Below are 26,611 nucleotides of genomic sequence, written 5' to 3'. Positions count from 1 at the left end.
GGCTGCTTTTTAATTCAATCATATACAATTTCTCTACTAAATATTACTAGGTTCGCGTCTAGAAGTTCCTGTTCTAACGACTCGTTTTCGGCTTGTTGCTGAGCGCAGATTCCGTTTACGCTCATCTAGATTTTGCAAGACTTCTGTCACTGATGTATCAGGCTGGTCACATATCAGCTCTGCAAGATAATGAATATCATCCAGTAAGTTTGTAATCGCTACTCGAGAAAAGCGACGAACGTCGTAACAGAAATAAAGCTGTATATTATCTCGTGGTATTACTATCAGTGTTAATGCTGTCGGACTTTCACCATGATGTTCAATATCCTGAAGATCTATCAGCGTAGACTGTTCAAGTGTTTTATTATCAATTGGATAATTATTAACGTTCAACAGAATTTCAAATAACTGTGAGCTACTAAAGTTAGTCAATTTATATAGCCTATCTTGCTCAATATCTAAATGACCATTTTTACTGCTTTGCTCACTTTTTTGCTTCTGCAACAGGGAGTTTATTGTCTCACCTGCCTCTAATCGTTGCCTAACTGGCAGAGACTTTACAAATAGACCCGCCAACTGTTCAATCCCTTTAACTTCAGCAGGTCGGCCTGAGTATGTTTCGCCATACATGATATCCTTACTGCCGCTATGACTGGCAATGAGTAAAGTGTACAGGGTGTGCATAAAGTGATTAAGCGTTAACTTTTCCTTCGTCAAAAAGCGATGTATTTTTTCACTTTGAGCAGGTGTAAAATCTTTAGCAAAATTCTCTTTTTCTTCAAGATCTTCATCTAGTTTGGGGTCATTGTACCTATCCGCGAGCAGTGTGGTTGCCGTAGAAATACCTTTTAGATAATTAGACCAAAAACGCTCTGTTTCTTTCTCTTTAGATGTATTAGTAAGTTTAAACTCAACGTAATCTTCTAGCTTTGCAGCAACAGGTAACTCTTGTAACTCTCGACCAAGACGCTGCTCATATATAGTAAGCACTTCTTTGATAATGTTGGCCATTGACCAACCATCAAGAATACTATGGTGGAAGTTCCAGACAAATACGAATGATGAATCACTCATTTTGTATAAATGATATTGGCTCAATGGCACATCTTCTAAATTGAACCCTTTTTGCCTTTGTGCATTTAATTCATTGGCAAGATAGGTAACTTTCGTAGACGCATCCAAGTGACTAAAGTCATACTCCGTCATTGAGAATGGCTGCTCTTCATATACAACCAGCAGTGGGTTTGCACAGTTTTTATAGACAAAACCCGACCTCAATATCTGATGCCTCTCAATTACCTGTTCCCAAGCTTCTGCCCAATATTGCGCATTTAGTTTCTTTGTAAAGTTAAACTTAACTTGTTCAAAGTATAAGCTCTTGTTCAAAGAGGATAGGCAATGGAATAAAATAGACTCTTGCGTTTCAGTAGTCGGCAATATATTGCTAATTTTTTTATTAGTGCTCAGTTTTAAATCATGAATTAGTGAATTAAATTTATGCTCCGGCAGTTCAATCAACGGGAAATCGCTCGGCGTATAAAAACACGTATCTTGATCTAGACAAACACGACTAAATTGCTGTAGCTGAGTGTGAATATCGTTTACCAACTGTCGAGCTGTTGTTTCACTCAGTGTTAGCTCATCATAAAGTAACTCAATACAAAGCTGACCATCTTGTACCTTAGAAAGCACCTCTATTGGGTATGCTCTCTTGTCGGCAGGATTTCTATCGCCCTCCTCAACAAGCTGTATTTTATTAAACGCATCACTTTGTTGTAGTGAATAATCCAGCTGACCAAGATAATTAAACAAAATTGGGGCTCGATGATTTTGTTGTATGTCATTAGCTAGATAATTGATCACAGAGTAATTAAATCCTGCTTCAGGCACGTTTCTTAACCGTTCCTTCGTCTCAATTACCGTTTGCCCTAAAGCACTGGGATCAGAGATACGTAGACTGAATGGATAAATGCTTGTAAACCAGCCAATTGTTCGGCTTAAATCAATACGTTCATTGAGACTAGCGCGGCCATGCCCTTCTAAGTCAATCATAAAGTCAGAGCCACCGGACCATGAGTGTAATGCAACTCCAAGCGCACTCAGCAATATATCTTGCATCTCTGTATTGAAAGTATCCTTGGCTTTTTTGAGCAATGTCTGCGTTTCACTTTGTCCTAACTCAACCGTAACTTTCTTCTGCTCTTCATAGGTTGCTTGCATTTCGGAGCGAAACGGTAAAGCAGAGTAGTGTTTATCAATAACACCTTGCCAATATGGGACCTCTTTGGCAACCGAGTCTACGTCGCTGTAAGCATGTAATTCCGCAGCCCACTGAAAATAAGAAGTCGTATTTTTTCGCTCCGACACGACATTATTAACACGATCTAAGATTGCATGGGAAAAGTCTTCAATTAGGATCCGCCATGAAACAGCATCGACAATCAAATGATGAATAGTAATAAAAATATAATCAGGAGTGTCTTGTGAACAAATATAACTTGCAGCAACAGTATTACCGGTCTCAATATTCAGACTACCTTGTAATTTAGCTTCAAGAAGTCTGGCCTCCTGAGCAGAACCTACCGTGTTATATTCTAAAGAAGCAAGCGCATTCTCATCAAGGTAGTGTTGAGCATCACCTGAAAATCCAGTTTTGAATATTCGATGTGCTTGTATCAGCTGTTTAAATGCGGCTTGATACACCTCTTTTGAGATCCCTTCTTTCACTTCTAGCCTTAGTGACTGTGTCCAACGAGAATGGTCAACCAAATCCAACGAGAAAAACCACTTTTGAATGGCAGTGAGTGGAGCACTACGAGATTCTGTTTCACATTCTATTAAGACCTCACTTTCCTTATCACCTACTACGGCTTGCATTTCAATCGTTGGGTGCTTGAAAATATCATTTGGTGTAAGTGATAAGCCAGCCAATTTAGCCTGAGAAGATAGTTGAATAGCTAAGATTGAATCACCACCCAAAGAGAAAAAGCTATCATTTTTTGAAATATTCTCTTTCGGCACGCTCAATAGTCTGGCCCAAATATCCAGTAACTCAAGCTCCAAAGGTGTGACAGGTACAGTATCAGATTGAACATCATTGCCATGATGATAAATAGGCTCAGGCAATGCTCTTTTATTTAACTTACCATTGGCAGTAAGTGGGAGATTATCGAGCATCATGATTGATGCAGGAACCATATAATCCGGTAGGTGCCTTTTCAAATGTGTAAATACACCTTTAGAATCAACCCCTTGTTCTGCTACAACATAGCCAACAAGCTTTTTGCTTTCATCATGTGTCACGCACAAAACAGCGGCTTCTTTCACACCATCTAGCGCTTGAATACAGCCTTCAATCTCTCCTAATTCTATTCTAAAGCCACGCACTTTGACCTGATCGTCTGCACGAGACACATAACAAAGTTCGCCATCATGTCGCAAATACGCTAAATCTCCTGATTTGTATACTGGTAAACTTTGTTGACCAGGAAACTGATGATTAAAGAATCGCTCACTCGTTAGTGTTTCATTATTTAAGTAACCTTTGGCGACACAATCCCCTGTGAGGTACATCTCCCCGATCACCCCAAAAGGCTGTATTTGCATACTGTCATTACAGATGTAAATCCCTATATCACCCAAAGGCTGGCCGATTAAGTTACCTGTAGATTTTAATGCGGACACTCCAATTTCTTTAAACGTAGAGTGGACGCAAGTTTCTGTAATGCCATACATGTTTACTAGTTTGGTTTGAGAGTTTGAGTTTGCTTCGAACCAAGGTTGTAATTTCTGTAGCTCTAATTTTTCTCCTCCAAAAACCACGTAACGGAGTTCATGATGATAACTTTCGAGCCCTTCAACAGCCATGAAAGGATAAAAAGCCGATGGCGTTTGAGAAAGTACAGTTACCCCATAGTGTTGCACTAAATTACGCATTGCAAAGGAGTCTCGAGCAATTTCAAGCGGCATCACTATTAATTTAGCTCCTGTAAACAAGGCTCCCCACATTTCCCACACTGAGACGTCAAAGCTATAAGAGTGGAATAAAGTCCATACATCCTGATCTGAAAAAGAGTAGAGTTCACAAGCTGAGTCGATAAGTCTCATGACATTATTATGCGTTACCATCACGCCTTTAGGCTTACCGGTAGAGCCAGATGTATAAATTACATAAGCTAATGCATTGTTCTCAATATCAACTTGTAAGTTTTGGCCACTATACTCTGCCAATTTTTGTGACTCAGCATCTGCATCAATAATGAATTTTTTACCATCAAATATCGTATGTTCGGTATTAGATTCACAAATCATAAAATCAACTTGAGCATCTAATAATATCCCCTCCAAACGAGACGAAGGATTAGTCGTATTGAGCGGGACATAAGCAGCTCCAGCTTTTAATACCGCAAGAATAGCAACAACGGTATTAATGTTTCTATCAATCAACAGCGCAATCTTATCTCCAGCTCGAATGCCCTGCGTTTGCAAGTGGCGAGCGAGCTGGTTCGCTCGCTTATTGAGCTCAAGATACGTGAGTTTATCGCCATTTGTTGACTCTACAGCAATTTGCTCAGCCCCTCTTTCTACTTGCGCTTCAAATAAAGACTGAATGGTATTTGATGCGTTATTGAAGCGTCTACGAGGAGCCAGCATAGCTGCCACTTTATGCTCCTGCGATTCACTGAGTATAGCGACTTTATCTAAGGTCTCATGCTGGTTTTGTATTACTGCAAATAGCAACTCTTTAATACTGTTGAGCATATTCTCAGCTGTCGCACGCTCAAACAAGGAAGTGTTATAGTTAATTTCTAACTTTATACTCTGATCGAACTCTGTTGCTTCTAACATTAAATCAAACTGAGCCGTCGACTTATCGCGTTGCACCGGGATCAGTCTTTCATTTTCACTCAAGGCAAGTGCGCCACTATTATTGAGCAGTATATCAAGTACTTCATAGTCTTTTGCATCGGTTGTTTGGTACACAAACATGGTTTGGAACAAGGGTGCAAAATTTTCAAGCCGAGTACTTAAGGTACTATTTACAATATGTTCAAACGGTACCTGGCTATTTGCCATTGCAGACAATAGATTTTGTTTTATATCTGTGAGTAGCTGTTGGAAAGTCAGATCTCGACTTAAACTGCTTCGAATAGGGAGAGGGTTAACAAAATACCCAATTGTTGAGTTAAAACAGCTAAGATGCCTACCCATACTTGGAGTGCCAACTACAATGTCATCTTGGCCTGTATATCTATATAGGAAAAGAAAATAAATAGATAGAAGCAGCTGGTTCATCGTAATGTTATTACTCACTGCAAACTGCTTAACAGCCTCTTTTTCATCGCTATTTAGCATCAACGAGGCCACTTCACCATCATAACAGTATGATTTAGGACGAACAAAGTCTGTAACTAGCTCTAGATTAGGGTTTACGTTACTTAACCTATCTTGCCAGAATTCGTGCTGCGTTTGATAGGGTTCAGAACGCTCCACTTTGCTTTGCCACAGTGTAAAGTCAACATAAGAAAATGCGTTCGTTTGTTCATACTCCTCTACTGTATTGGCTGTATAAAAGCGCTTGAAGTCTTCGATTAAGATCATCATTGAGTGCATATCTGTCACAATGTGATGAAGTGTAATCGCTAAATAATTGTCTTCACTGGAACTGATTAGTTCAATTCTAATTAAAGGGCCATTCTCCAAATCAAAATGATACGAAGCGGCTTGCCGTAATGCGTCCTCTACTGCAACAGAGTTATTACAGTGTTTGTGCGTAAAATATTCACCGAGATCAGAAGAAATCTTTTGATTTAGGATGCCATCAGCAAATTGAAATTGCGTACGTAACGCCGCATGTTTGGCAATCACCTTATCCCAAGCACACTTTACCCGATCAATCTCCAAGCTTGATGACTCGAACTTAAAGGCATAGTGAATATTGTAGGCTGTTTGTAATGGCGTTCTTTGATGTAGCGACCACAAAGACCTTTGATTTGCGCTTGCAGGGTAAAGCTTACCTTCAATGATCTGTTGAGGTTCAATGGATTGCTCAGTTTTAACGTTATTTAATTTTAATAAAATGGTATCAATTAAGTCTTTGACCTTAGCAACTGCGAGTAATTCGGCAAGTGGCAAGGAGACGGAAAATGTTCTTTCTAATCTTGCTTGTAATTGCGACGCTCGCAGTGAATTCATCACTAATGACAATAAAGAACTATCATAACTCACGTTATCAATAGGCTGTTTAGTAACAGATGATATCTCAGCTTGTAAATATTCGAATAGTGTAGTGCGCTCTACAGCGTTAGCTTGTATCTGACGAGTTAATTCAAGATTATCTGCCAATTCACTTGATGTATCCTTAAATGTTACACCATGATATTCTCCAAGATCTCCATTTAAGAATGACTCTTTTGTCGCTTGCCTTTTCACTTTGCCACTAGAGGTTTTTAAAAGCTTACCTTTGCGTACCAGCTTGATACTGTAAATATCTAGCCCTATACGTGTACTGATAGCCTCACTGATTTTATGAATAACCGAGTCTAATTCTTCTTTGATATCTTTGCTTGGGCGTAACTCTTGCACGAGCACTAACTTTTCTGTTGCTTCATCTTCTATTGAAAATGCAGCAGCATTCCCAAGAGGCAACCCTTCTAGCGCTTGTTCTGCAACAAACTCTATATCTTGTGGGTAATAATTAGTTCCGTTGATGATGATGGTATCTTTTATTCTACCAGCGACATATATTTCACCATTATAGATAAAGCCTAAATCACCAGTTCTGAGGTATTTGGCATCACTCCCCTTTGGCTGTGCACCGAATGTCTTAGCAGTTTCTTCCTCTCGACCCCAATAACCTAGCGCCACACTACTACCACTGGCCCAGATTTCACCAATCTGATTATCTGGTAAAATTTCAAGTGTTGTGGGGTCTACAATGATTGCACTATGGTCTGTATATGTTTGACCACACCCCAAAAGAGTTGTCGAGTTTACTGCTGTTGCACCAGTCTCCAAGGCCTTCGCAATTCCCGCACCAAGGGACTCGGTACAAAAGTGAGTTGTTATTGCACAATTAGCACGCAGTGGTGCACTTAAGAACACTGTGATTTCAGCCATCCCATAGCTAGGATAGTAAGCTTCTTTTGAAAAGCCTGCTAATTTAAACTTATCGTGAAACTTCTCAAAAGTCTTCGCCCTGATAGGCTCTCCAGCATTGAATGCAACTTGCCAACTGCTGAGGTCTAGCTGTGATACCTGCTCATCCGTAACATGCTTACAACAATGATCAAACGAGAAGTTTGGACCACCACATATCGTCCCTTTATATTTATCAATGGCGGACAACCACGAAAATGGGTTTCTGATAAAGTCAGAAGGAGACATAATAACTGACTGGGCACCAATATAAGCAGGTAGGAATAGCGTATTTACTAATCCTAAATCATGAAACAGAGGCAACCAATTTACAAAAACATCCTTTTCACTGCTATCACTCGCTGCAATTAATGCATCTAAGTTTGCCGCGATGTTTCCATAGGTAATGATTGCTCCCTTCGGGATCCCTGTAGAACCTGATGTATATTGTAGATATGAGATGTCGTCAGCATCAATTTGGGTGTCAATTTCTATCGCATCACCTTCTAACAATGCTTCAAACGTTACGATGTTACTGTGAAAATCATAGCTGCTACTGTCAAAGTAAGCTTTTGTATTTTCAAGATTATCACTTAATGTAACTATGATAGTTGAATTACAGTTATCAACAACAGCATCGATTCTGGAGTGCTTATCTTTCGCTCTTGCGGGATAGAGGGGGACTGATACCAAGCCAGCAAACATACATGCATACATCGAGATAATATATGCCGCTCCATTTGGAAGTAGAAGTGCAACTCTATCGCCTTTCTTTCCGTTATCTAAGAGCTGCTTAGCCATTACTCTCGCTTGATGTTCCAGCTCTTTAAAAGTAAGTTCTACTTCACCTTGCGCTTCGATAAACGTGAAAGCCACCTTATCAGGATAGTTTTGACTATTCTCAATCAACTTTAGTAGCACTTTGGGAAGTGGCTTATTTTGTTGTTCAATCAACTTCTTTTCCTCTTAACTCTATGACAATCTTAGTATTAAAGCGTAGGTTCTAATTCTTCTGTTACACTTTAAACACTACTCATTGATAAATAATGATTAATTAAATTTGTATGTGATATAGCACTCCCCAATGAGTGCCATATCTTTTTATATTTCGCTCTGCTGAAAAAAATAAAGCGAATTTAAATCTAAAATTTGCGACAGGTTATCCAATGCTTCACAGCTTTCTACATATAGATTAGGGTCAGCTAAATCTTCTACACGAAGCTGATCTCTATAGTATTTTTCAATCCACTGACGAAGCTGTGCATACAGTTCAGGTGTCAGGATAACCCCTGAATGCACCGCCGCGAGCTCTCTTTCTGTCAGCTGTACACGCAAACGTAAACAAGCTGGCCCACCTCCATTTAACATGCTTTGCCTAAGATCGACATAATGTATCGACTTCACAGGGTTATCAGAGGTGATAATGCTATCCAAAAATTGTTTAACTGTTGGTTCCATACTGCATTCAATCGGAGCGATTAATGCCATATGTTCACTATTTATAGAAATAAGCTGAGAATTAAACATATACGTTTTCAAAGCCAAGTCTAGGCTGATCATTTCTGAAGGTACGCAGATAGGGTAAAAGTTTGACCTACCCCCAAAATATTCGGCTATCTTTGTTGTCAATTCATCATGGTTTATATAAGCCATTTCATGATAGAGAAAAACATTTTTATTATTTACAGCAATAGTATCGTTGTGGAAAAAACCTTTTGACACAACTTCAGGGTTTTGCATTAGGAGGATGGTTGTATCTGAGTTTAACTGATGTAATCTCCGGATACTTTCATGCGCTTGACGCGACTGTCTACCTTCATTCTCCGCAACCGTTGCACATTGGTTATGAACGAATACGTTTAAACCAGCGTCACCATACTCATTGCAAAATCGCAGTTGGTTTGCAGCGCCTTCATCTTTAAATAACTCAGCAGGAGGCAATGCTGGATGATGCACGAATTTATCACTATCTTTAAAAATCTTCTTTAGTGCTAACTCTGTACCTTCCACTTCTAAACTCCGATGAAACTTAGATGCAAGGTTAGCAGCCGTAATGTGTAGCTTACCATCACCCGTGTCAGAGCTGGGAGAAATTGTAGCGCTATTGGCGGCCCACATTGAGGACGATGAATAACATAGGCTCAGTAGTTGTGGCTCTATTTTGGAAACTTTATCAATGATATGGTACTCACTTCCCGTAAAGCCAAACCGTCTTAGCATGCTAATATCAGGCCTCATCTGAGGCGGAAGTATCCCTTGTGTTAAACCACTATCCATCAACAACTTCATTTTTTCTAGCCCTTGTAAGGCAGCTAACTTTGGGTTGGATATGCGTCCTTTGTTAAATTGTGAAGCGCGATTTCCTGATGATAAACCCGAAAAGTTGTGACTTGGGCCGACCAAGCCGTCAAAATTTACTTCTATTGTTTTCATTATTTTTCCTGTAAATAGTGAACTGATACAGCCTACTGTTCATTGTGTTTCCGACTTACTTAACCAAGTGTTCTATCCGCAGATAGTGAAATTTTGTTAATAACATTGAAACCACTAAGGTTTCCTGGTCCGTGCACATAAAGCACAACTTTTCGTTTTGGTTACACTTAATACCTGCACTTTTGCTAACTATCGCCTCTTTGGTATCCAACCATAGCGCTAGAGGCGTTAAATTCACTTCCAATAGCCGAGTTATTGACCCATGAATTTTCCTCGGTATCCCTAAACTAGGTAAATAATTAAGGTGAGCGATAAAGCATTCAATTAGCTCATTCCTTACATAAACCTCAAGTCAGGTGCGAGATTTTATCTTTTTTGGCGTCAGCCTTAGTTTCTCAAATTTATTGCACATTAAATGAAAGTGCTATGATGCGTCACCATGTTGCGTGAACAACACATCTCACACGTGAGACATTCATCTATTTTGTTCAGCAATTAACAAAAGAGGAAAACCGTACATACTAGCGTAACCTTTCAGCCATCACGATGTCAGACTCAACCTCTGTCATATTATTTGTATAAATAACATATTTCCCATCAAATGAAACGCTAAATCCTTTATCGACTTCACCTTTGATATTAGCAAATTGCTCTAGCTCATCATTTTCAGTATCAAACCGAAAGACAATAAACCCGTCTTTGGTATTTTCTTTATAGTAAAGGTACTTTCCTAATATTTGAAACCCGCCAGTATTCAATAGATCAATATCGGGGATCACTAACTCTTCGTTACCGACATCGATAGCGGTTCGCCAGAGCCCTTTCGCTCTAAACTTACTAAAATAAAGATACTTCCCGTCATCACTTTCGATGCCATAATACCCTCCTTTATCTGTTACTTGCTCAACTTGATTGTCGCCTACCTTATATATCTGCCAATCCAATTTATGGTCGGAAGACAGGTAATACGAACGACCTTCTCGAGCTACATCACTGAATGCGTAATAAGGTTGGTATAACTCAGTCACTTCATGCTCGCCAGTGTTTGCATTCACTGAGTATATATCTTGTTCGAATAAAAATAAAACTTTTGAATCATCTGCTGACCAAACTAAGCCTGTTGGGCGCACTTCTTCAGGTAACTTACTCGTAGAAATCACCTTACCTTGCATATTAACAACAAACACTTGCGGTGAACCATTACGATTGGAGACGAACGCAAGTAACCCTGTCTTGTTGGCAAACCTAGGGCTATAGTCGTCCCTAGAAGTGTTAAGGGTTTTAAGTAGCGCAGTTGGCACATCCTTATTATGTGAGAAAACTTCTAAATCTCTCCCTTTTATCGATTCCACCATGAATAGCAGCTTGTTATCATCAGCGAATATCTGTGGGTGCTTTATCGGAAAAGAAGCTCGATATGCAGAATGTTGTTTCGTAGTTAATAAATCAAAATAATCAAAGGAGTACTTGCTACTGGAAAACAGCGGATAACCGGCTTCGGTTAGCGTAAAATATTTGATTAATCTATCTTTTTTAAATAAGTGCGTTATCTCTTGTTTGAGAGGATCTAAGCTATAAAAATCAGTGCTCTTCTTCCAATGCTCGTTGCGGAGAAAATATAACAGACCTAAGTCATATGAATAGTTTAAACGGTAATCTCCAAAGCCACTAACGATTGGATTAGTTACTTGTACTTTTCGTCCAGTATTTAGGTTTAACTGAAAGATTGCCGCGGGCTCAGTTAGGTATGGTTTTTCATTAAAGTAGATAAGTTCGATTTTCTTATCCCAAGCAAAATCCATAGCATGGCTGAATAGTTCACAAGTATAAACGCTTTCTTCACTCCAAGTACTTTCACGCAAGCCAGCTATATAGATTTCACAAAAATCCTCTCCTATTCTATGAAATATAATTTTATCACTGGAAAATGACCATGCTGGAGCCGTAAATTCAGAAACGTCTAAGATGCGATGTACAATTTCCCTGGAAGATGACAACGATATATTGATATCCCACCTTTTCTCATCAAGGTTGAAAGATAAGTAACTAATAAACTTCCCATCCGGTGAAGCTCTAGGTGTTTTCTCAGGCCCCTCTAAACTAGTGACCGGGTGCATACCTTGAAACTTTAACGGCTTCTCTACAACATGGTTCTCTTTAACAATGGATAAGGTATCTGCGCTATAAAACACCACCAAAATAACAACAAGTGCAAATATCAATACGACTGATACCTTGATCAGTTTGATATTATTCGTACTCGTTGCCGATGTATGACTCGTAGTTTCAGTTACCTCTTCTTTATTGCAGATCGAAACATATACCTGCTTGGGGATACGGTAACCGCGCTTGGAGATAGTTTCAATATATATTGGAATACTCTGATCTTGAGAAAGCACCTTTCTTAGTTTTGCGATACAAGATGTCACCGCATGATCACTGACGACCATACCATCCCATACACTTTCTATTAGAGCATCCTTAGACATGATATTACCCTGATTTTTAGCCAGGCATACCAATAAGTCCATCGTTTTGGGCTCTAGTTTAAATGTCTCATCGTGGATCTGCACAACGAGATCATCAACAAAGACATCCCAATTCCCACACTTAATTTCCATCGCAAACAATACCTTTACCAGAAGATTTTGTTTCCTTTTTTCTCACCGCCTTAATGCCAGCAAGAAAAAAAGCTTTAAATTCAATACCGTGACAATTCCGCGAGATTATAAATAGCTATTCCCACGATTTAAAAGTAAGAACCAAAAACATTCCGAGAGTTTTAATCATCCTACCTTGAGTACCTTGAAATGGAGCTTTAGAGAGCGACCTGAAGCCTAGTTAAACAATTCAACTATGTTCCATTATTAAGGATTAACACATGAAAAACGTAACAAAAAAATTAGCAGTAATCTTAGCAACAACTCTACTTTCTTTTAATACATATGCGAGTGAAGCTAACACAACAAACAACGACCAAGAATTACAAGCAGCTTTGCTTAGCGACTTATATACATTGGCATACTGTCGCATCGTTGATAAGTGCGAACCTTCAATTTCAAAAGACCAGTAGTTCTTTTGAATATGGAGATGCTTATGCAACAGTTACATTTTCACAACCGTAAAATATCAGAAAGCCATTGTATAAACAATGCCTTTATAGAAGCCACTGAGTCGTATACTTTACCACATTTAAAGGACATACAGCTTTATAAGTGCCAATTTAACAGTGATAACTTTAGCTCAATGCAGTTTGATGAATTAGGTATCGAGTTTCCTGAATCACTTCACTCAGCGGTAAAAAGTCGCCAAAGTGAATTTTTAGCAGGCCGTTTTTGTGCATCGCAAGCTGTAAAATCTCTAAACAGGAGTTGTAAGCAAATACCAATTGGAGAAAACAGACAACCAATTTGGCCTGAAGGACTTCTAGGCTCTATCTCTCATGTTGATACAAGTGCTATCTGTGCCGCAGCAATTGAAAGTGAGTACGAATACTTAGGAATCGATATAGAACACTGGATGAAAGAAGATATATCAAATGAAATCAGAGACTTAGTAATTTCGCAAGAAGAGGAATTAGCCTTTAAACATAGTAATTTTAATGACTCCGATCTAGTGACATTACTATTTTCTGCTAAAGAGAGTTTATTTAAAGCTATCTATAAATATGTGGAAAAATACTTTGGCTTTGATGCGGCAAAGTTAGTCATGTTAGACACTGAAAAACACTTGCTAGAGCTGGAAATAGTTGAAGATTTATCCGATAAGATCCGAGCAGGTAGTAAATTTACTTGCTACTTTGTACTCCATGAAGAGAGTGTTTTTACCATAGTTTGCGGGAATTTAGACGGTAAGATATGAATAGTAAAAAAGAAGACTCTAATACTGAAATTATTATCAAACTACGAAAGAAAGCAATAACAATGAACCAAGTATCGTCAATACAAAGCAACCATCAAGGCATACAGCTAGGTGTTATAGAAGATGAAATTGCAAATAAAATTATCCGACGTGATATTAGCATAGAGGCAATTAAGACATTTTTTCCGCTACAAAATGGGATCCTTGTAGGTAAAGGTGTTGCCTTAAATACAGCACAGAGAAACACCAAGCAGTGGCATCACATCAATCAGGAGATCATGCGCTTGATAAACTCATCAACACAGCAGACCTGTACTGTCTTAGGTGCCAATGCAACCGGAGAGTATAAGTTGATTTGCGGATATGAAAAACTCTTCAAATGGGTATTCAACAAAGGACGCTTAGCACCTTGTGAAGTGTATGTCGTAGAAAATAACATAAGCCATTGATTTAAAAGGATAGAAAATGAAAATAGGATGTGCCATTGGCTAATGCGTAAAACACTTACAAGAACAAAAGATGAGTTCACAAGCACAGACAAAAAGCAAATACTAGATACTATGGTAGTCGCCAATTCATAGCAACTATCAACAAGCAGTTATTTTTAAGTTTTGATAATTCACATGATTTCTTGGACAATATTACGTAGTCATACGGTAATACATGTTGCTAGTAAAGATTTATCTTAGTGTCCAACTCGGCTAATATCTGCATAAATTAGTGAGTTTGAAGATACACTAACAATATCTAGAACCAGCTTTGAGCTACTATCAACAATGTGAATATCATTAATAAACATGTTCTTAGAAAGTTCTGATGAAATGAGTTTGGGCTGAGAACTATCCAATTCGAGTTCGTATTTAAATATGTTTTTTCCATCCGAGTGGAATAGTTCGCCTTCCTTTAACGCAAAAGAGTCTTTAAAGTAGCTTTTTGTAATATTGGCAACATTTTTAGTGCTCCCATCACTCTGTTTAATCCATACTCTGCCCTCTACATCAATATAAACATAGCTGCCGTTTTTGTAAGGAGAAAACCAACTAACCTTATCTAGAGGTAAGAGAATCATCTTCATCGCATTTAGGTCATAGAGAAAAGCTTGATTTTGTCTTAGCTTGTCGTTCTTTAGTAGGCCATAAACAACGCTATCACTTTTGAATCCGATACTTATTGGATGATTTTTTAGCGCTATATCTGCTTTCAACTCTCTAGTTATCAGGTCATAGACTTTGAACGAATCTTTATATAGTAACAGTAGCTTTTGTGACCTCTCATCAAGATCAAAGTCTAGAGCACTTCCTACCTCCCAAGGCGTGTCCTTATCTATTTCAGGCCCACTAACTATTAATTGTTTTAAACCATTATTATACCTTTTGAGATAAGCGCTGAACTGACCTTTATGGACCGCTTTAAACTCATCTTCCGCACTCACGTGTAAAGGACTGAGTTTCCAATCTTCTAAATCGAAGTTATAAATATCAAAAGAATACGGAACACTCACAGCTATGATCTTATTATTACTTAAGTTATATGCCAATGAATAAGCGCTTTTCTTTTCTAATTCTTCAACTTTGGATACTGAAAGCTTACTCAATGAAAAGTAAACTAAAGTTTGATCTATGTTATCAAACCACGATATCGAGTTGCTCTCTTTGTCGTAGCTAACTCTCCATATTCTACCTTCTGTTTTATATAAGCTTTTCACCTCCGTGCCCTCGATATCAGTCACCATTAATTCGGTAAAACCAAACTGAACTCGTTCAAAATATACCTTTTTGGCTAACTCATCGAAGTAAAGAAAGTTATCCCCAAATGAACTAAGACTCGGCGAGGTAATTTGATATTCGTCACCAGATTTTATGTCTCTGATAACGACTGTAGATAAGTTATTATTATTTCTGTAACCAAATTTAGAATAAATTATTGTTTCGTCACTTATTCCGACCATGACGCGCTGTCGCTCGTCACAGTTCATTATAAACTTTTGAGATCTTTCTTTGTCCTCTAAGTCTATTTTCCAAATTTCACATTGGTTGTCTTTAATCTTTTTGACGAAAAGCTCACTCGACTTTAATGACCAGCCGGAAGGAGAAAGATTAACGTTTGGGTGGGCAAGCTTATTTTCTTGATTCGTCACTAGGTCTCTAACGATAACACTAGAAAACTCCTCTCCCTCTGCCGTAAATTCAAAAGCAAGAAACCGTTCAGAAGGATGTATGATAATTGAGTTATAGCTACCTTCAAGCCAAGAAATCGTTTTTTCATCAACACTAACTTCTCTCACATCTACTCCCTGTTTCTCGAATGAGATAAAGACAGATGCTAAACCCGCAAGTAACATGGTGAATAAAAAGTAGAAAATGAATATTCGGTGGTTAGATGTTTTTTTTGGCGGCTTATCTTGAGGGCGAGACTCTGAGACGTTTTCAAAGTAAATAATTTCGGGTTCGAGAAAAAAACTATAACCCTTGCTGTAGTGTGTTTTGATTACTGTGCTTTGCTGCTTATTTGAGCGTAAAATTTTTCTTAACTCAGACATCGCACGATTGATGGCGTTGTCATCAACGTAACGTTGACACCAAACATTTTCAGCAAGGTCTTGCCGAGTTACAACAGCTTCATGATTAACAATAAAGTAACAAAGTAGTTTAAAGATAAGCGGCTCTAATTCTCTGGCTACTTCGCCATCAAATATTCTCTGTGACTTGGGGTCTAAAACCCATTCACCAAATCGAACTTCTGTAACTTTCCTTGAAAAACTAACTTCGTTCATTATTTACTTTTTGCTATAAATACCCACAGAGTTATTCTACCCGATAAGAACAATAACTCAATAGTAACACAGCGCAAAAGACTATTAGTTTAAAAAACCACCAAACAACAAAGAAAACAACATATTAACTAATGCAACAAATATCATACACAACCATGGTTATCCTCCTTGATATTTATACCAATTTTTGATTGCCATTCAAATGAAGCATCGTTAGCTACAAATGTATAATTTCCTTTTTCTTTACTCTGGATCACGATATTTGCAGACATTCCCCTATTACACAACGTTACTAATTGTCCAACCTTAAAACTTTCATCAGCGTTATCTGGCATCCTGATAACGCCATAAATTGTTTTGCTTTTCAGTTTCATAAGTAAATCTCCAGAGTTAAACCTTTGTTGAGCAAGACTATGCTGCCTTGTCCATTTGACTAAACTCGGAGATGTAGCAACTATTTTCTTTTCTTCATTTTTTTCATTGAGATATTTAATTAGAATATCCCCTTCAAAAACCTCTACATTTTCCGACGCTAAAAACTCAAAGTCTATTGCATTCTCATACGCATATACGAGTTCGATTCTAGGTGGCTCTACCTCAATAATGATGGATGGTGAAGTAGAAGCAGAAGCCATCAAAGAATACGCCGTGAACCCTCCAAATAATGTTTTTCTTACATTCATTGCTAGACTACTAAAGCTGAGGCTTTGTTAAAGAGTTGGAGTGATACGGATCAGGCTCAGGTTGACTGATATGTGACGTAGTCTTAATACCATCAGTATTACCACCTGCAATCTTTTTAGTCATCGATCCATCGATATGAGCTTTATCGTTTAACTGTTTTAAGTTTTTCTTTATAAGTTTTAATTTAAGCATGACGTCTACACCTTTTATTTATGTTTATTTTTGTAGTTTTAGTCTCAATCAGCCTTGAACCTTTATGAGAGCCATTAAAGAGTACAAACAAACTGTAAAAAATGGTAATTATCAATCCTTAGAAAGGTTTAAGTTAATGATATTTATGCTTTTATTCTGGTTTCAAGATAATGTTTAATATGATTTCTTTGGTGAGTTTATACAGCAATATTAATGAATATTTGCAAAAGTTAGGTTGTGTTATCAGCTTATTGTTGTGACCCTCTAACGCAACACATATTGGAACAAGCTTTATCACTACAGTAGTGATAACAGAAAAAGTATTCAGCTTAAGCTGCAAACAACTATTCCCTTTTTAATCACTGATGTGAGCGCTAACGGTGTTGGGAACACCTTCAGTAACCAGCAGGAGTAAAGTAAAATTCGTCATTACCGTAAGGTTCTCTGACTAGGCAAATTAAAGTAAATTTTGAAAAGTAATTGATTAACTAACTTTTTATCCAGCCTCAAGTTATCATCATTGAACTAGTATTGCTAAAGCTCACTTTGATTCATAGTGAAGGTAAAGCACCAACATGGTGCTTTACCTAGTGAAAAATACGAGAGGGTTGCGACTAGACTTCCCTCTAATCTACAGACTTTTAGACTCAGAAAAATATTTTCTTCTTAGCATATCGTGGATCACAAACTCTTGCTCTCGGCCATATGCTTTGAACATACGGTTATTGTGCATATGCAGCAACGAGCTAAGCAATGAGTCCGTACTCAAATTCAGTTCACCGCTGCGCTCAAGCTCGAGGATCTCTTTTACCACCGGCTCAGCCTGTTTTTGCCAAGCTTCCAAAAGCGCTAAAATAGCTTGCTGGGTTTCATCACATTGAGCAAGTTGCGACACCTGTAACTTCACAAAGTCATCATCGAGTTGCGTTTGATGATCACGATATCGGTTCCCCAGCTGCTTTCTTAGCATGCTATTTTCATTGAACTCTTTGCCAAAGCCAGCCCTTAACGAGGAAATAAGGTTAAGCTTGCGCTCGGCATCATAGTCAAATAGCGAGAGTAATCTATCAGTACAAGCCAATGCGACACGCCAGCGAATATCTTCTCCAAACTCTTCGACTAATTGGCAGCTTTTGGCAATGAGTATACTGTCGAACATAAATAAGTTCTCAACTAACGCCATAGACTGTGGACCGCCATAGCGTTCGACTTCTCGCTCATAAGTCATTAGCTCCACTTTGTGAAGTTGAGAGCTTTCGATCATTGGCGCCAGCAGCTGATTAAGCTTTGGCAGTAGCTCTCCACAAAGTACTTCTGGCTGACCATAAAAACGCAATCGTATATGCCAATCAGGATCGCCATAGCGAATGAAGAACCACTTCTCAAATAACGTGCTGTTTTCTTCAATCAATGGTACTAGTTGTTCATATAGTAGCTGCTCGACAATCGTATTACCGGAATAAATCTTTAAACTCAGCCACTCTGAACCTGCACTAAAGCGCCGCGTAATAGGTGTTGCGGTAATATTTTCTAGCGGCTTTTCAATATAATGGCGATATGGTTTTGCTGTCTCTGTAAATAAAGGAACAATGATTTCATTAGCGTAGTGCCGACCTTGCTTATCGGTCACGCGGGACGTAAAGCGTGAAGTGAGTACTTCACTTAGTTCAACCACAGTGCGCCCTTTTGTCTCCATTAGTAGAATTTCGACCATGCTACTTTGATTTAAGTTCAAGGTGAGAATGTTGTCTCCAGCAGCAAAGCTTACCCAATCATCAAGGAGATACTGTGCTTTTAATTGTGCGAGTTTAGCACTATCTACTTGCTGGTTAACTAATAGCGCCTCTAGTGCTTTACGTTCAACTCGCCACGTTTTTTCTTTTAAGATCAGGTTGTCCAGCATAATACGAGGTAAATAAGCTGCGCTACTCAAATTAGCTGGCATCGAAAACCTTGGAGGATCGGTTTCTTGATACTGCATCATACACAAGAATTTATAGGCACTGAGGCTTCTTGCTGAAAAGTTATGTGCACTCGAAAGCCTTGGGATCACTCGCTTATTTAGACGTTTACTCCAAAGTTTAACTTGTCTATTTTCCACCCATACATAAAGATCATGCAGGGGAATTTGGTATTCAGGGTCTAATACACTGTCCGCCATAAATACAATTTCGTATTGACGTAAGTGTGGTCGAGCGATGACGTTACCAGGACGTCCTTCAGGAACATGGACAATTTCGGCAAAAATTACGTCATCGCTATGGTTATGTTCTTGCGCTAAATGTGCCACTACCGACTTGTTTAACGTGTCATCTAGGTGACAAAAACGACCTAACAAGTTAGCCGCCGAAGGGCCATAGCAGCCATTTAGTTTGACCACTGAGTTTGACTCTTCGTCCTCAAAAAGGCTCAGCATAACCGCCATTGAGTAGGGGAATTGATAGTCGACCTTATTTTTTACTCGCTGTTTTAACTCACTGCTTTTTAGCACGATACAGTCTTTACCTAAATTACTGGGCATAGACACGGCTTGCTCAATAATAAAGTCCAACTCAGATTGGGTTTGCGTAGATGTCTGGTTACTGTTTGCTTTACCCAGCTGTAACCCCCCCACCAGCGGCGCATCATAGCCAGTCTCAGTTGAAACACTAATACCTGATTCATCATCTAGTACCACATCTAATGGCACAAACTGCCCTTCAAATCGAGTGTTAAACTGATTGATAAACTTCTCTAGCGGATTATTTTGGCTCGTTTGACTCAAGCTTGTGATCAACTGTAATTGCTTGGTGACTCTGCTCACCTCTTGTTGAGATAATTCGCACTCAATAAATGCACGATAAGTATCTGACTGAAAGAGTTTATTTTCCTGAACTTTGATGGGGAGTTCTGACAAGTAACGATAAATGTCATGATACTGTTGCGGACTTGCTTCCCCAGCTTCGTCCATTGCAGCCAAATCAGTAATGGCTTGTGATAATTTAGTTGTAATAGTTTCTGGTGCGAACTGCTGTAGCGCCTTTAAAAGTGCAGTGTCAGGGCTTTCACCCGTAAGCGGTAAAGGGATATTAGGCACAAGTACCCCTTCATCTATCAATGCTTCGAGATACTGAGTGACTTCCTCATGCTCAGCATCAGGATAACGCAACTTAAATTGCTCAACTAACTGTGAAAAGCTCAGCCCTTGCTTCGCCAAATCGAGCATCGTATTGAAATACTCGTCACTATCCACAGCGCTTAAACGATACTGCATCGCATCATCGGATAAATAAGTTTCAATATATCGGCATTGATCGGCAATAAAGTAATGTGACGGATTTGGGTGATACTGTAAGTTGTCTGATTTTGCTTCAGTGTCAGCAAGGTGTGAGCGTATTGCTGACAATAAGAACATGTCTAAGCGTGTTTTTCGTGTATCACGCTGCGCACTGTCACTGACTAAACGTGTTTCAGTACCTAGTTTGCCGGTATGGATCCCTGAAAACAATCCAAATGGTGTAGGCCTAGAAGACATGCGTATTAAATATCGTAATAAGGCTAAGGCAACTTTTTTGCCTTGCTTGGAATGTGGCTTTTCACGCCATTGGTCCAACCGCTCCACCAATGACGGACTCGCCACATAGAGCGCTTCCATCACCCCAGGGGTTGCAAGCCATTGGCTTAGCATAAGGTTACTGTCTTGCTGATCAAATAATGTTTCAACTGGCAGCTTTGGTGCCCTTAATACAAAAAAAGAGTCTGTTGTTATTTTTGCTGACATCGTTATTCCTTAACTCATTAAGAGACAATCAGTCCAATCCAAGTTGTCGTCTAGCGCGCCGATGAGCGCAAGACCAATTCCGGCATAGCCCATTAAAAAACTAAAGTCTTGCTGATGATCTTGATCAACACCATTAAATGAATATAGTGCTTTAAGACCGCTTTCTTCATACTTGGCAAGGCCATAATCAAGCCATGTTTGCGCTGCTTGTAGTAATTTTGGATGTGGCATTTCTTGATTTAGGCGCTGATAAATTGTCACCAAACCAAAAAAGCCATGACAAAGGCCAGCATCATTAATATGACCTTGCTCTGCATCTCTGTCGACATTAAAAAGCGCAATCTCTAGCGCACGATCAAGGTAACAGGGTTTATCCAAAGCATGCCCAGCTCTGGCCAAGGTCAGTGCAATGGTTAAATCACCGTAACACCAACCTAAACGAGATTCATGCTTGTCGCCAGCACAAGAACCAAAACAAGCAGCCCTATCTGTGGCATGCGTTTGTTGCTCTAGCAACCAATCACAGCTGTTGATAATCAAGGTTTGAGCACGCGACTTGGTCTTCTCATCTTGTAATGCTGGAAGTAACGCAGCAATAATACCGGGTACACCGTGCGCAAGTCCCAAGTTAAATTCAGGTGCCGTCGTATCATCCTTATCAAATCGAAATACAGACTGTGCGGGTTGAGACCAAGTGGTATGTTGCTCATTGATGTTAACAGCTACCGACTCATAACCAGTCACGACTCTGTCTAGTAAAACGGTCTGAGTGGTTTGTTTTGCTCTTCTGGCAATGTAAGGAGAATATCCACCCAGCCCGAGTACCATTTCTACTTCCCCCGTCCACGGGGTGAAATCTAGAGCTGCAGCAAAAAAGCTATCAATTTCTTCGAGTAATTCGGGGTCGTACTCTTCGCTGTTAGACTGGTTCAGATACTCTAAAAGCCAGGCTTGACCTGCAAGCCCTGAGCTCAATTCGGGCGTTTGTTCAGCCAGCTCATTTTGCAGCCGCTCAAGAGCCTGATGAAACTGCACTTCATCGACCCAATCGTCACAGCACTCTGATGCACGATATAAAAATAATAAGTGGCCAGCCAATCCACTGAGTAGCCCATTACTCATAACACTTGTAAGATCGGATTCGACTAACTTCACCAAATCACCAATAAGAGTTTGTATTTTATGTTTTTTTTCTGAATCTACTGGGAGTAACATGGTTGTCCTTGTTAACACACTATGGTGGTTTTATTTGTCTTTACTATAGGTAAGTTAACCTCTTATGTGAATAAACTCAAATGCTGATTCTAACCACATAACTCACACCATACATACAAAAAAAACCAAAATTAAACATAAAGAACAAAATTAAAAAAACAAATCAAAAGTGTTGACAAACCCCAAATGAGGGACTAGTTTAATTTTTGACCACTCAAGTTTGAGTGATTAAAAAGGATATTTACAAAAGGATTTTTCATCTACTTAACTTGGGTTTGGATAGGGTATGTATTTTCAGGCTCGCCTTATACGATGGCTTTATCTAGCCAAAGTACGTTTTTATTAGGCGACGTAATAACTATTTCAAATCTAGGTTGCTAATTTTGGTAAGGAAAAACACATGAAATTACAATTAAACAAAAAAAATATTAAAGCACTTTCAAATGATGGTAAGTCAGTACCAGCAGCGATGACACCACAAGTTGTTGGTGGAAATATGCAGCCACTTTCACCTGTTGGTAGTAACTATTGTAGTGATGATTACAACTGTTGGACAGGTAGACCTCGTTCATGTCGCGAGCACACTTGTCAAATGGAATAATCGGTCACGGTATATACAAGTAGAGGTAATCCTCTACTTGTATTTGAACTCTGGTGATTTAAAAGCGTAAATCATTGCGGATCAGTATTTGCGGGTTAAAGAATTTTTCTGCAAGAGTTATCGCTTCAAAATCTTGATACTCCACTTGGGTCATTTTATTACGCTGTACCTTATCTCTGATTAGCATGCTGCCCACCCGCTCACCTCGAGCCGTAAAATTGACCGTTTTAGCCAAACGTCCTGAACTTAAAAACATCTCTGCCTGCTTTGGAAAAAAGTTCTCTTTAGCCACTAACAGCTTAATGGTCTGATAACTCACCTTCTCATGCTTTGCTTGCAATGTCATTTCTATACCTTGGGCGTTATGATGATGTGTGACGACTTGATAATCATCACTCCAGCGCATGGTAGCGATATCTCCAATTGCAGCCTCGCCGAGGAGCTTTTGCATCGGAGTGATCCGAATTGGGCGTCTACTTTTTGGTAAAAACATCCAATAATCATTACCCTTCATCAGTACTTTTTGGCCTAGCTCAGACTTACTTTTATAAATAACTAATGCACGCTGTTGTGACTGAGTATAAACGTCAAATTCACGGACTGTTAGAAGTTGCTCAGCTTCATACTGACTCACCTTAATCGCTACTTTCGCATTGTCATATTTACTACGAAATTGATCCGCTTGATTCAGAGCATCGGCTATAGCTTGTTTGCTAAGCGCTTGCTCACTCTCCTGCTCTTGCGCCCAACTAGTATTACTAGCACTCAATAACATCAATAACATCAATAACATCAATAACATGGCTAAAATAACTGAGTTAAACATGACTTAATGCCTCCACAATCGTATTTTTACAACCTTGATGCGCAGCTCTAAGTGCTGCCAACACCGAAATAACCAAAATTGCCACCGCACTCATCAACGCGATATGCCATGAGAATAACACCACCAGAGGATACCCCTGCTCACTACCAGGAGGGGGAGGCATCTCGATACCTAACATCATAATGACTAGACTTACTAGCCATGCAGCCACAACTCCAATCACCACGCCGATAAGTGCAATAGTGACCGCCTCCAGAGTAAAGTTGCGTAAAATTTCAGATTGATATATCCCAAGCGCTCTTAATGTGCCAATCTCTCGGGTACGCTCGGCAACAGATAGCGTCATCGTATTCGACACTGCAAACAGCACTAACAACACCAGCATGACTCCAAGCAAACCAAATATACGGTTATACAGTGACTGAACCGATTGATAGTAAAACGCTTTATCCCACCAAGGTGTATAAGCATAATCCTGTTCAAGCTGCTGATAGTAAGACATCGTTTCTGCTGTAGCCGCTAAGTCAAACAAATAGACTGACAGTGAACTTATTTTTGTTGTATTAAGTAGAGCTTGTGCTTGATCTAACGCGGCATAGAGCTGACGCTTATCAAGTTCTGGGATCCCGGTGGTGTAGATCCCTATCACTTCGAAATCAACGGCATTCAAGGCACCACTTGTCGTTGTGGTCATCAACGTGACGACATCACCTATGGAGACCTTTAAGCTTTTTGCCAACCCCTTCGCCAACAACAATTGTGGTAGTGCCTGAGGATCGGTGTAAGATGATAATAACCGCCCCTCCAACAAACTGAAGATTGGCCCTTTGACCATAAACTCTTCACTGTCTACTCCAAGACCCATAAATATTAAGCTTTTATCACCGTTTGAAGCCAAACCACTAAACTTCACTCGAGGTAATGCAGCTTTTACCGCTTCATCAGCATTCAGCGCAGTATGTAGTGAGCTAATATCTCCAAGCCCATATTGCAAAGGCATGTCTTCCTCTAACTCATGGTCTTGATGCGTCACAATAAAGTTTCCCTCATCTCGCGCTGCTTTTTCTGCGAGTGATTGATAAGTAAACAATGCAAAACCAGAGGTTGTTAATATGGCAACCATCGCCACCGCTATGATAGTCACCGCCAATATTGAGCGGCGCATATTTCTAATTACATTTAACAAAGCAAAGTAACACCAGCGCATTATCCAGCCCTCCAAAACGAGTTTGTCGTAGTCACTGGTTGTAATTCACCATCTTGTAAATTGAATCGACGAGTAAAGCGATGTAGCATCCTGTCGTCATGGGTTGCCATTAAAAAAGTCGTGCCATACTGCTGACCTAGCGCCGCCATCATGTCCATAACCAGGTTCGCGGTGGTGGTATCCAAATTTGCGGTCGGTTCATCTGCTATCACTAACTTTGGTCGCTTTACCAGTGCTCTTGCGATAGCAACTCGTTGCTGCTGGCCACCAGAAAGCTGATCAGGTCGTTTATTAATATGGTCTTTTAATCCTACCTGTACTGCCATTTTCGCAGCCAGTTCCAGCCGTTGTGCACTGGGCATATTTATTATCGGCAATAAAATAATCCACGGCATTAATATCTAGCATGTGTATCGAACCACCTTTATTAGCGCGGATCCATTGCAAATTATCGTTCGCTGTTGGCGGCGTTAATGAGGCCAACAACTGTTGGAGCTGCACCTGTTGCGAGCTTGCTTGCAATAGCCGCTGTTTTATTCGTTCGATGGTCTTTAGTAGCCTGTCATTACTGATGGGCTTAAGTACGTAGTCTAATGCTTGATGTTCAAATGCTGAAATAGCATACTCATCATAAGCGGTCACAAACACTATAAGCGGCCGGTGCGTAACTTGCTGATTAATCAAAGCTGCCACTTCTAAACCAGTTTTTGCTGGCATATTAATATCGAGAAATAACACGTCCGGTTGTAGTGTTTTGCTAAGAGCCAGCGCCACCTCACCGTTAGCAGCTTGCGCAATGATATTAAGTTCAGGCCAAGTTTCTGCTAATTTTGCTTGTAAATGCGCGCGTAAGATCGCTTCGTCATCGGCAATAACGGCTTTATACTGCTGAGCCATTGAAAGGTACCTCCAGTTTTAACAAAAATGTTTCTTGTTGTTGTGAAATGTCGATATGGCCACTTCCTTGATAAATCTGCTGTAACCTACTTTTTATATTATCAAGCGCTACCCCGTTGCCCGACTTTTGACTCCCCTCAGCAAGCATACTATTTTCGATGACGATGAGTAGACGTGTACTGTCTTGGGATAGCAAACGTATGGTTATTTTTCCTCCATACGGTAGTTGCTCAATACCATGGATCACCGCATTTTCAATCAAAGGCTGCAATAACATGGGAGGAAATTGTGTTGCTAAAGAGACACTGTCGGCAACGGTTATCTCAGTATCCAGTCGCTCGCCAAGCCGCACCGCTTGAATTGCTAAATATGCCCTGATAAATGCCAGCTCATCTTCAAGTGAGACCCAAGCACGGCGAGCATGAGTAAGACTTTGCCTTAGTAACGCAGTCAAGGCATTGAGCATATCATTGGCTTGTTTAGGATCGATATCTATCAGCGCTTGAATGGTGGCAAGAGTATTAAATAAAAAGTGTGGCTCCATTTGTGACTGTAATAGCTTAAGCTCAGTCTCAGCGAGCACCTTTTCATGTTTTGCTTGGTCAAGCTCAGCTTGCAATAGCGCTTTTTTCAGTGCCATGGTTTGCTCAGTGCGGTAATAAACAAAACTAATCACCACAGTAAAAAAGCCTCCCATAGCCACTATGCCTATGTATTGGCGCAAATTATGTTGATAAACAGTTTGTGCCCATCCCATTAATAAAGGCGCGCTTCCCCACAAAGCAAGGGCGATAAAGATAGCGCTGACAAACTGTACAGATAGAGGCATATTGGTATAGTTTTTACTTAACCAATAACGTGTTAACCGGATTGTAAAACCAATCCCAACAGAAACGAATAAGCTAATTGATAAATACGCTGACCACCCCATTAGGTAGATAAGCACACCTATCATGCAGCAAATAGTAAATAACAGGCCATGACGACGCAGTAAATTTACCGACAATGATGATCCCAACATAATG

At 39.6% G+C, this 26,611-nt stretch carries 17 protein-coding genes; 4 read left to right on the top strand and 13 right to left on the bottom strand.

What is annotated here, in order from left to right; translation table 11 throughout:
* Positions 1-36 precede the first annotated feature (36 nt).
* The 3 genes from F9Y84_RS11125 to F9Y84_RS11115 all read right to left on the bottom strand — a co-directional run bounded on the left by F9Y84_RS11125 (position 37) and on the right by F9Y84_RS11115 (position 12,191).
* Positions 37-8,091 (bottom strand): non-ribosomal peptide synthetase, encoded by an 8,055-nt coding sequence (locus F9Y84_RS11125; protein WP_147388742.1) that lies wholly within the window; start codon positions 8,089-8,091, stop codon positions 37-39.
* 147 nt (positions 8,092-8,238) lie between these two features.
* A complete protein-coding gene (astB, locus tag F9Y84_RS11120) occupies positions 8,239-9,570 on the bottom strand; it encodes an N-succinylarginine dihydrolase (protein ID WP_147388743.1) in 1,332 nt (443 codons plus the stop codon).
* Between the two features lie 521 nt (positions 9,571-10,091).
* Positions 10,092-12,191, bottom strand: coding sequence for a winged helix-turn-helix domain-containing protein (locus F9Y84_RS11115; protein ID WP_147388744.1), 2,100 nt, complete (start codon positions 12,189-12,191; stop codon positions 10,092-10,094).
* 260 nt (positions 12,192-12,451) lie between these two features.
* Here F9Y84_RS11115 and F9Y84_RS11110 point away from each other — a divergent pair, with 260 nt between their 5' ends.
* From F9Y84_RS11110 to F9Y84_RS11100, 3 genes are all read left to right on the top strand, one after another.
* Positions 12,452-12,643 carry a hypothetical protein gene (locus F9Y84_RS11110; protein WP_147388745.1) on the top strand — a complete coding sequence of 64 codons (192 nt, stop codon included), beginning with the start codon at positions 12,452-12,454 and terminating at the stop codon, positions 12,641-12,643.
* Between the two features lie 23 nt (positions 12,644-12,666).
* Positions 12,667-13,431 (top strand): 4'-phosphopantetheinyl transferase family protein, encoded by a 765-nt coding sequence (locus F9Y84_RS11105; protein ID WP_167508204.1) that lies wholly within the window; start codon positions 12,667-12,669, stop codon positions 13,429-13,431.
* A 62-nt stretch (positions 13,432-13,493) separates the two neighbouring features.
* Complete coding sequence (locus F9Y84_RS11100) at positions 13,494-13,880, top strand: hypothetical protein (protein WP_147388747.1); 387 nt, start codon at positions 13,494-13,496, stop codon at positions 13,878-13,880.
* Between the two features lie 236 nt (positions 13,881-14,116).
* On the opposite strand, the gene F9Y84_RS11095 is transcribed toward F9Y84_RS11100, so the two are convergent.
* The 5 genes from F9Y84_RS11095 to F9Y84_RS11075 all read right to left on the bottom strand — a co-directional run bounded on the left by F9Y84_RS11095 (position 14,117) and on the right by F9Y84_RS11075 (position 22,055).
* Positions 14,117-16,204 carry a winged helix-turn-helix domain-containing protein gene (locus F9Y84_RS11095; protein WP_147388748.1) on the bottom strand — a complete coding sequence of 696 codons (2,088 nt, stop codon included), beginning with the start codon at positions 16,202-16,204 and terminating at the stop codon, positions 14,117-14,119.
* 143 nt (positions 16,205-16,347) lie between these two features.
* Positions 16,348-16,887, bottom strand: a complete 540-nt coding sequence (locus F9Y84_RS11090) for a hypothetical protein (protein ID WP_128732785.1) — start codon at positions 16,885-16,887, stop codon at positions 16,348-16,350.
* A 10-nt stretch (positions 16,888-16,897) separates the two neighbouring features.
* Positions 16,898-17,080, bottom strand: coding sequence for a hypothetical protein (locus tag F9Y84_RS11085; RefSeq protein WP_128732786.1), 183 nt, complete (start codon positions 17,078-17,080; stop codon positions 16,898-16,900).
* A 631-nt stretch (positions 17,081-17,711) separates the two neighbouring features.
* The gene (locus F9Y84_RS11080; protein WP_147388749.1) at positions 17,712-20,840 is read right to left on the bottom strand and encodes a lantibiotic dehydratase; all 3,129 of its coding nucleotides are present in this window, start codon (positions 20,838-20,840) and stop codon (positions 17,712-17,714) included.
* A gap of 9 nt (positions 20,841-20,849) precedes the next feature.
* Positions 20,850-22,055: a lanthionine synthetase C family protein gene (locus F9Y84_RS11075; protein ID WP_147388750.1), complete on the bottom strand. Its 1,206-nt coding sequence runs from the start codon at positions 22,053-22,055 to the stop codon at positions 20,850-20,852.
* A 400-nt stretch (positions 22,056-22,455) separates the two neighbouring features.
* On the opposite strand from F9Y84_RS11075, the gene F9Y84_RS11070 reads away from it, so the two are divergent.
* On the top strand, positions 22,456-22,656 hold the full coding sequence (locus F9Y84_RS11070; RefSeq protein ID WP_147388751.1) for a hypothetical protein: 201 nt from the start codon (positions 22,456-22,458) through the stop codon (positions 22,654-22,656).
* 58 nt (positions 22,657-22,714) lie between these two features.
* Here F9Y84_RS11070 and F9Y84_RS11065 read toward each other — a convergent pair whose 3' ends face one another.
* The 5 genes from F9Y84_RS11065 to F9Y84_RS11045 are packed head-to-tail and all read right to left on the bottom strand — an operon-like array spanning position 22,715 to position 26,592.
* A complete protein-coding gene (locus F9Y84_RS11065) occupies positions 22,715-23,482 on the bottom strand; it encodes an outer membrane lipoprotein-sorting protein (protein ID WP_147388752.1) in 768 nt (255 codons plus the stop codon).
* Complete coding sequence (locus F9Y84_RS11060; protein ID WP_147388753.1) at positions 23,475-24,689, bottom strand: ABC transporter permease; 1,215 nt, start codon at positions 24,687-24,689, stop codon at positions 23,475-23,477. Before F9Y84_RS11060 ends, F9Y84_RS11065 begins: the two co-directional genes overlap by 8 nt.
* Positions 24,689-25,015 carry an ATP-binding cassette domain-containing protein gene (locus F9Y84_RS11055; protein ID WP_225740644.1) on the bottom strand — a complete coding sequence of 109 codons (327 nt, stop codon included), beginning with the start codon at positions 25,013-25,015 and terminating at the stop codon, positions 24,689-24,691. Before F9Y84_RS11055 ends, F9Y84_RS11060 begins: the two co-directional genes overlap by 1 nt.
* Positions 24,981-25,586 (bottom strand): LytR/AlgR family response regulator transcription factor, encoded by a 606-nt coding sequence (locus F9Y84_RS11050; protein WP_147388754.1) that lies wholly within the window; start codon positions 25,584-25,586, stop codon positions 24,981-24,983. Before F9Y84_RS11050 ends, F9Y84_RS11055 begins: the two co-directional genes overlap by 35 nt.
* Complete coding sequence (locus F9Y84_RS11045) at positions 25,570-26,592, bottom strand: sensor histidine kinase (RefSeq protein WP_167508205.1); 1,023 nt, start codon at positions 26,590-26,592, stop codon at positions 25,570-25,572. The genes F9Y84_RS11050 and F9Y84_RS11045 overlap by 17 nt, the downstream gene beginning before the upstream one ends.
* Positions 26,593-26,611: the final 19 nt, after the last annotated feature.

It is taken from the genome of Pseudoalteromonas peptidolytica (genome assembly GCF_012641745.1).
Lineage (GTDB): Bacteria > Pseudomonadota > Gammaproteobacteria > Enterobacterales > Alteromonadaceae > Pseudoalteromonas > Pseudoalteromonas peptidolytica.
This window is presented reverse-complemented; position numbering and strand designations above follow the sequence as displayed.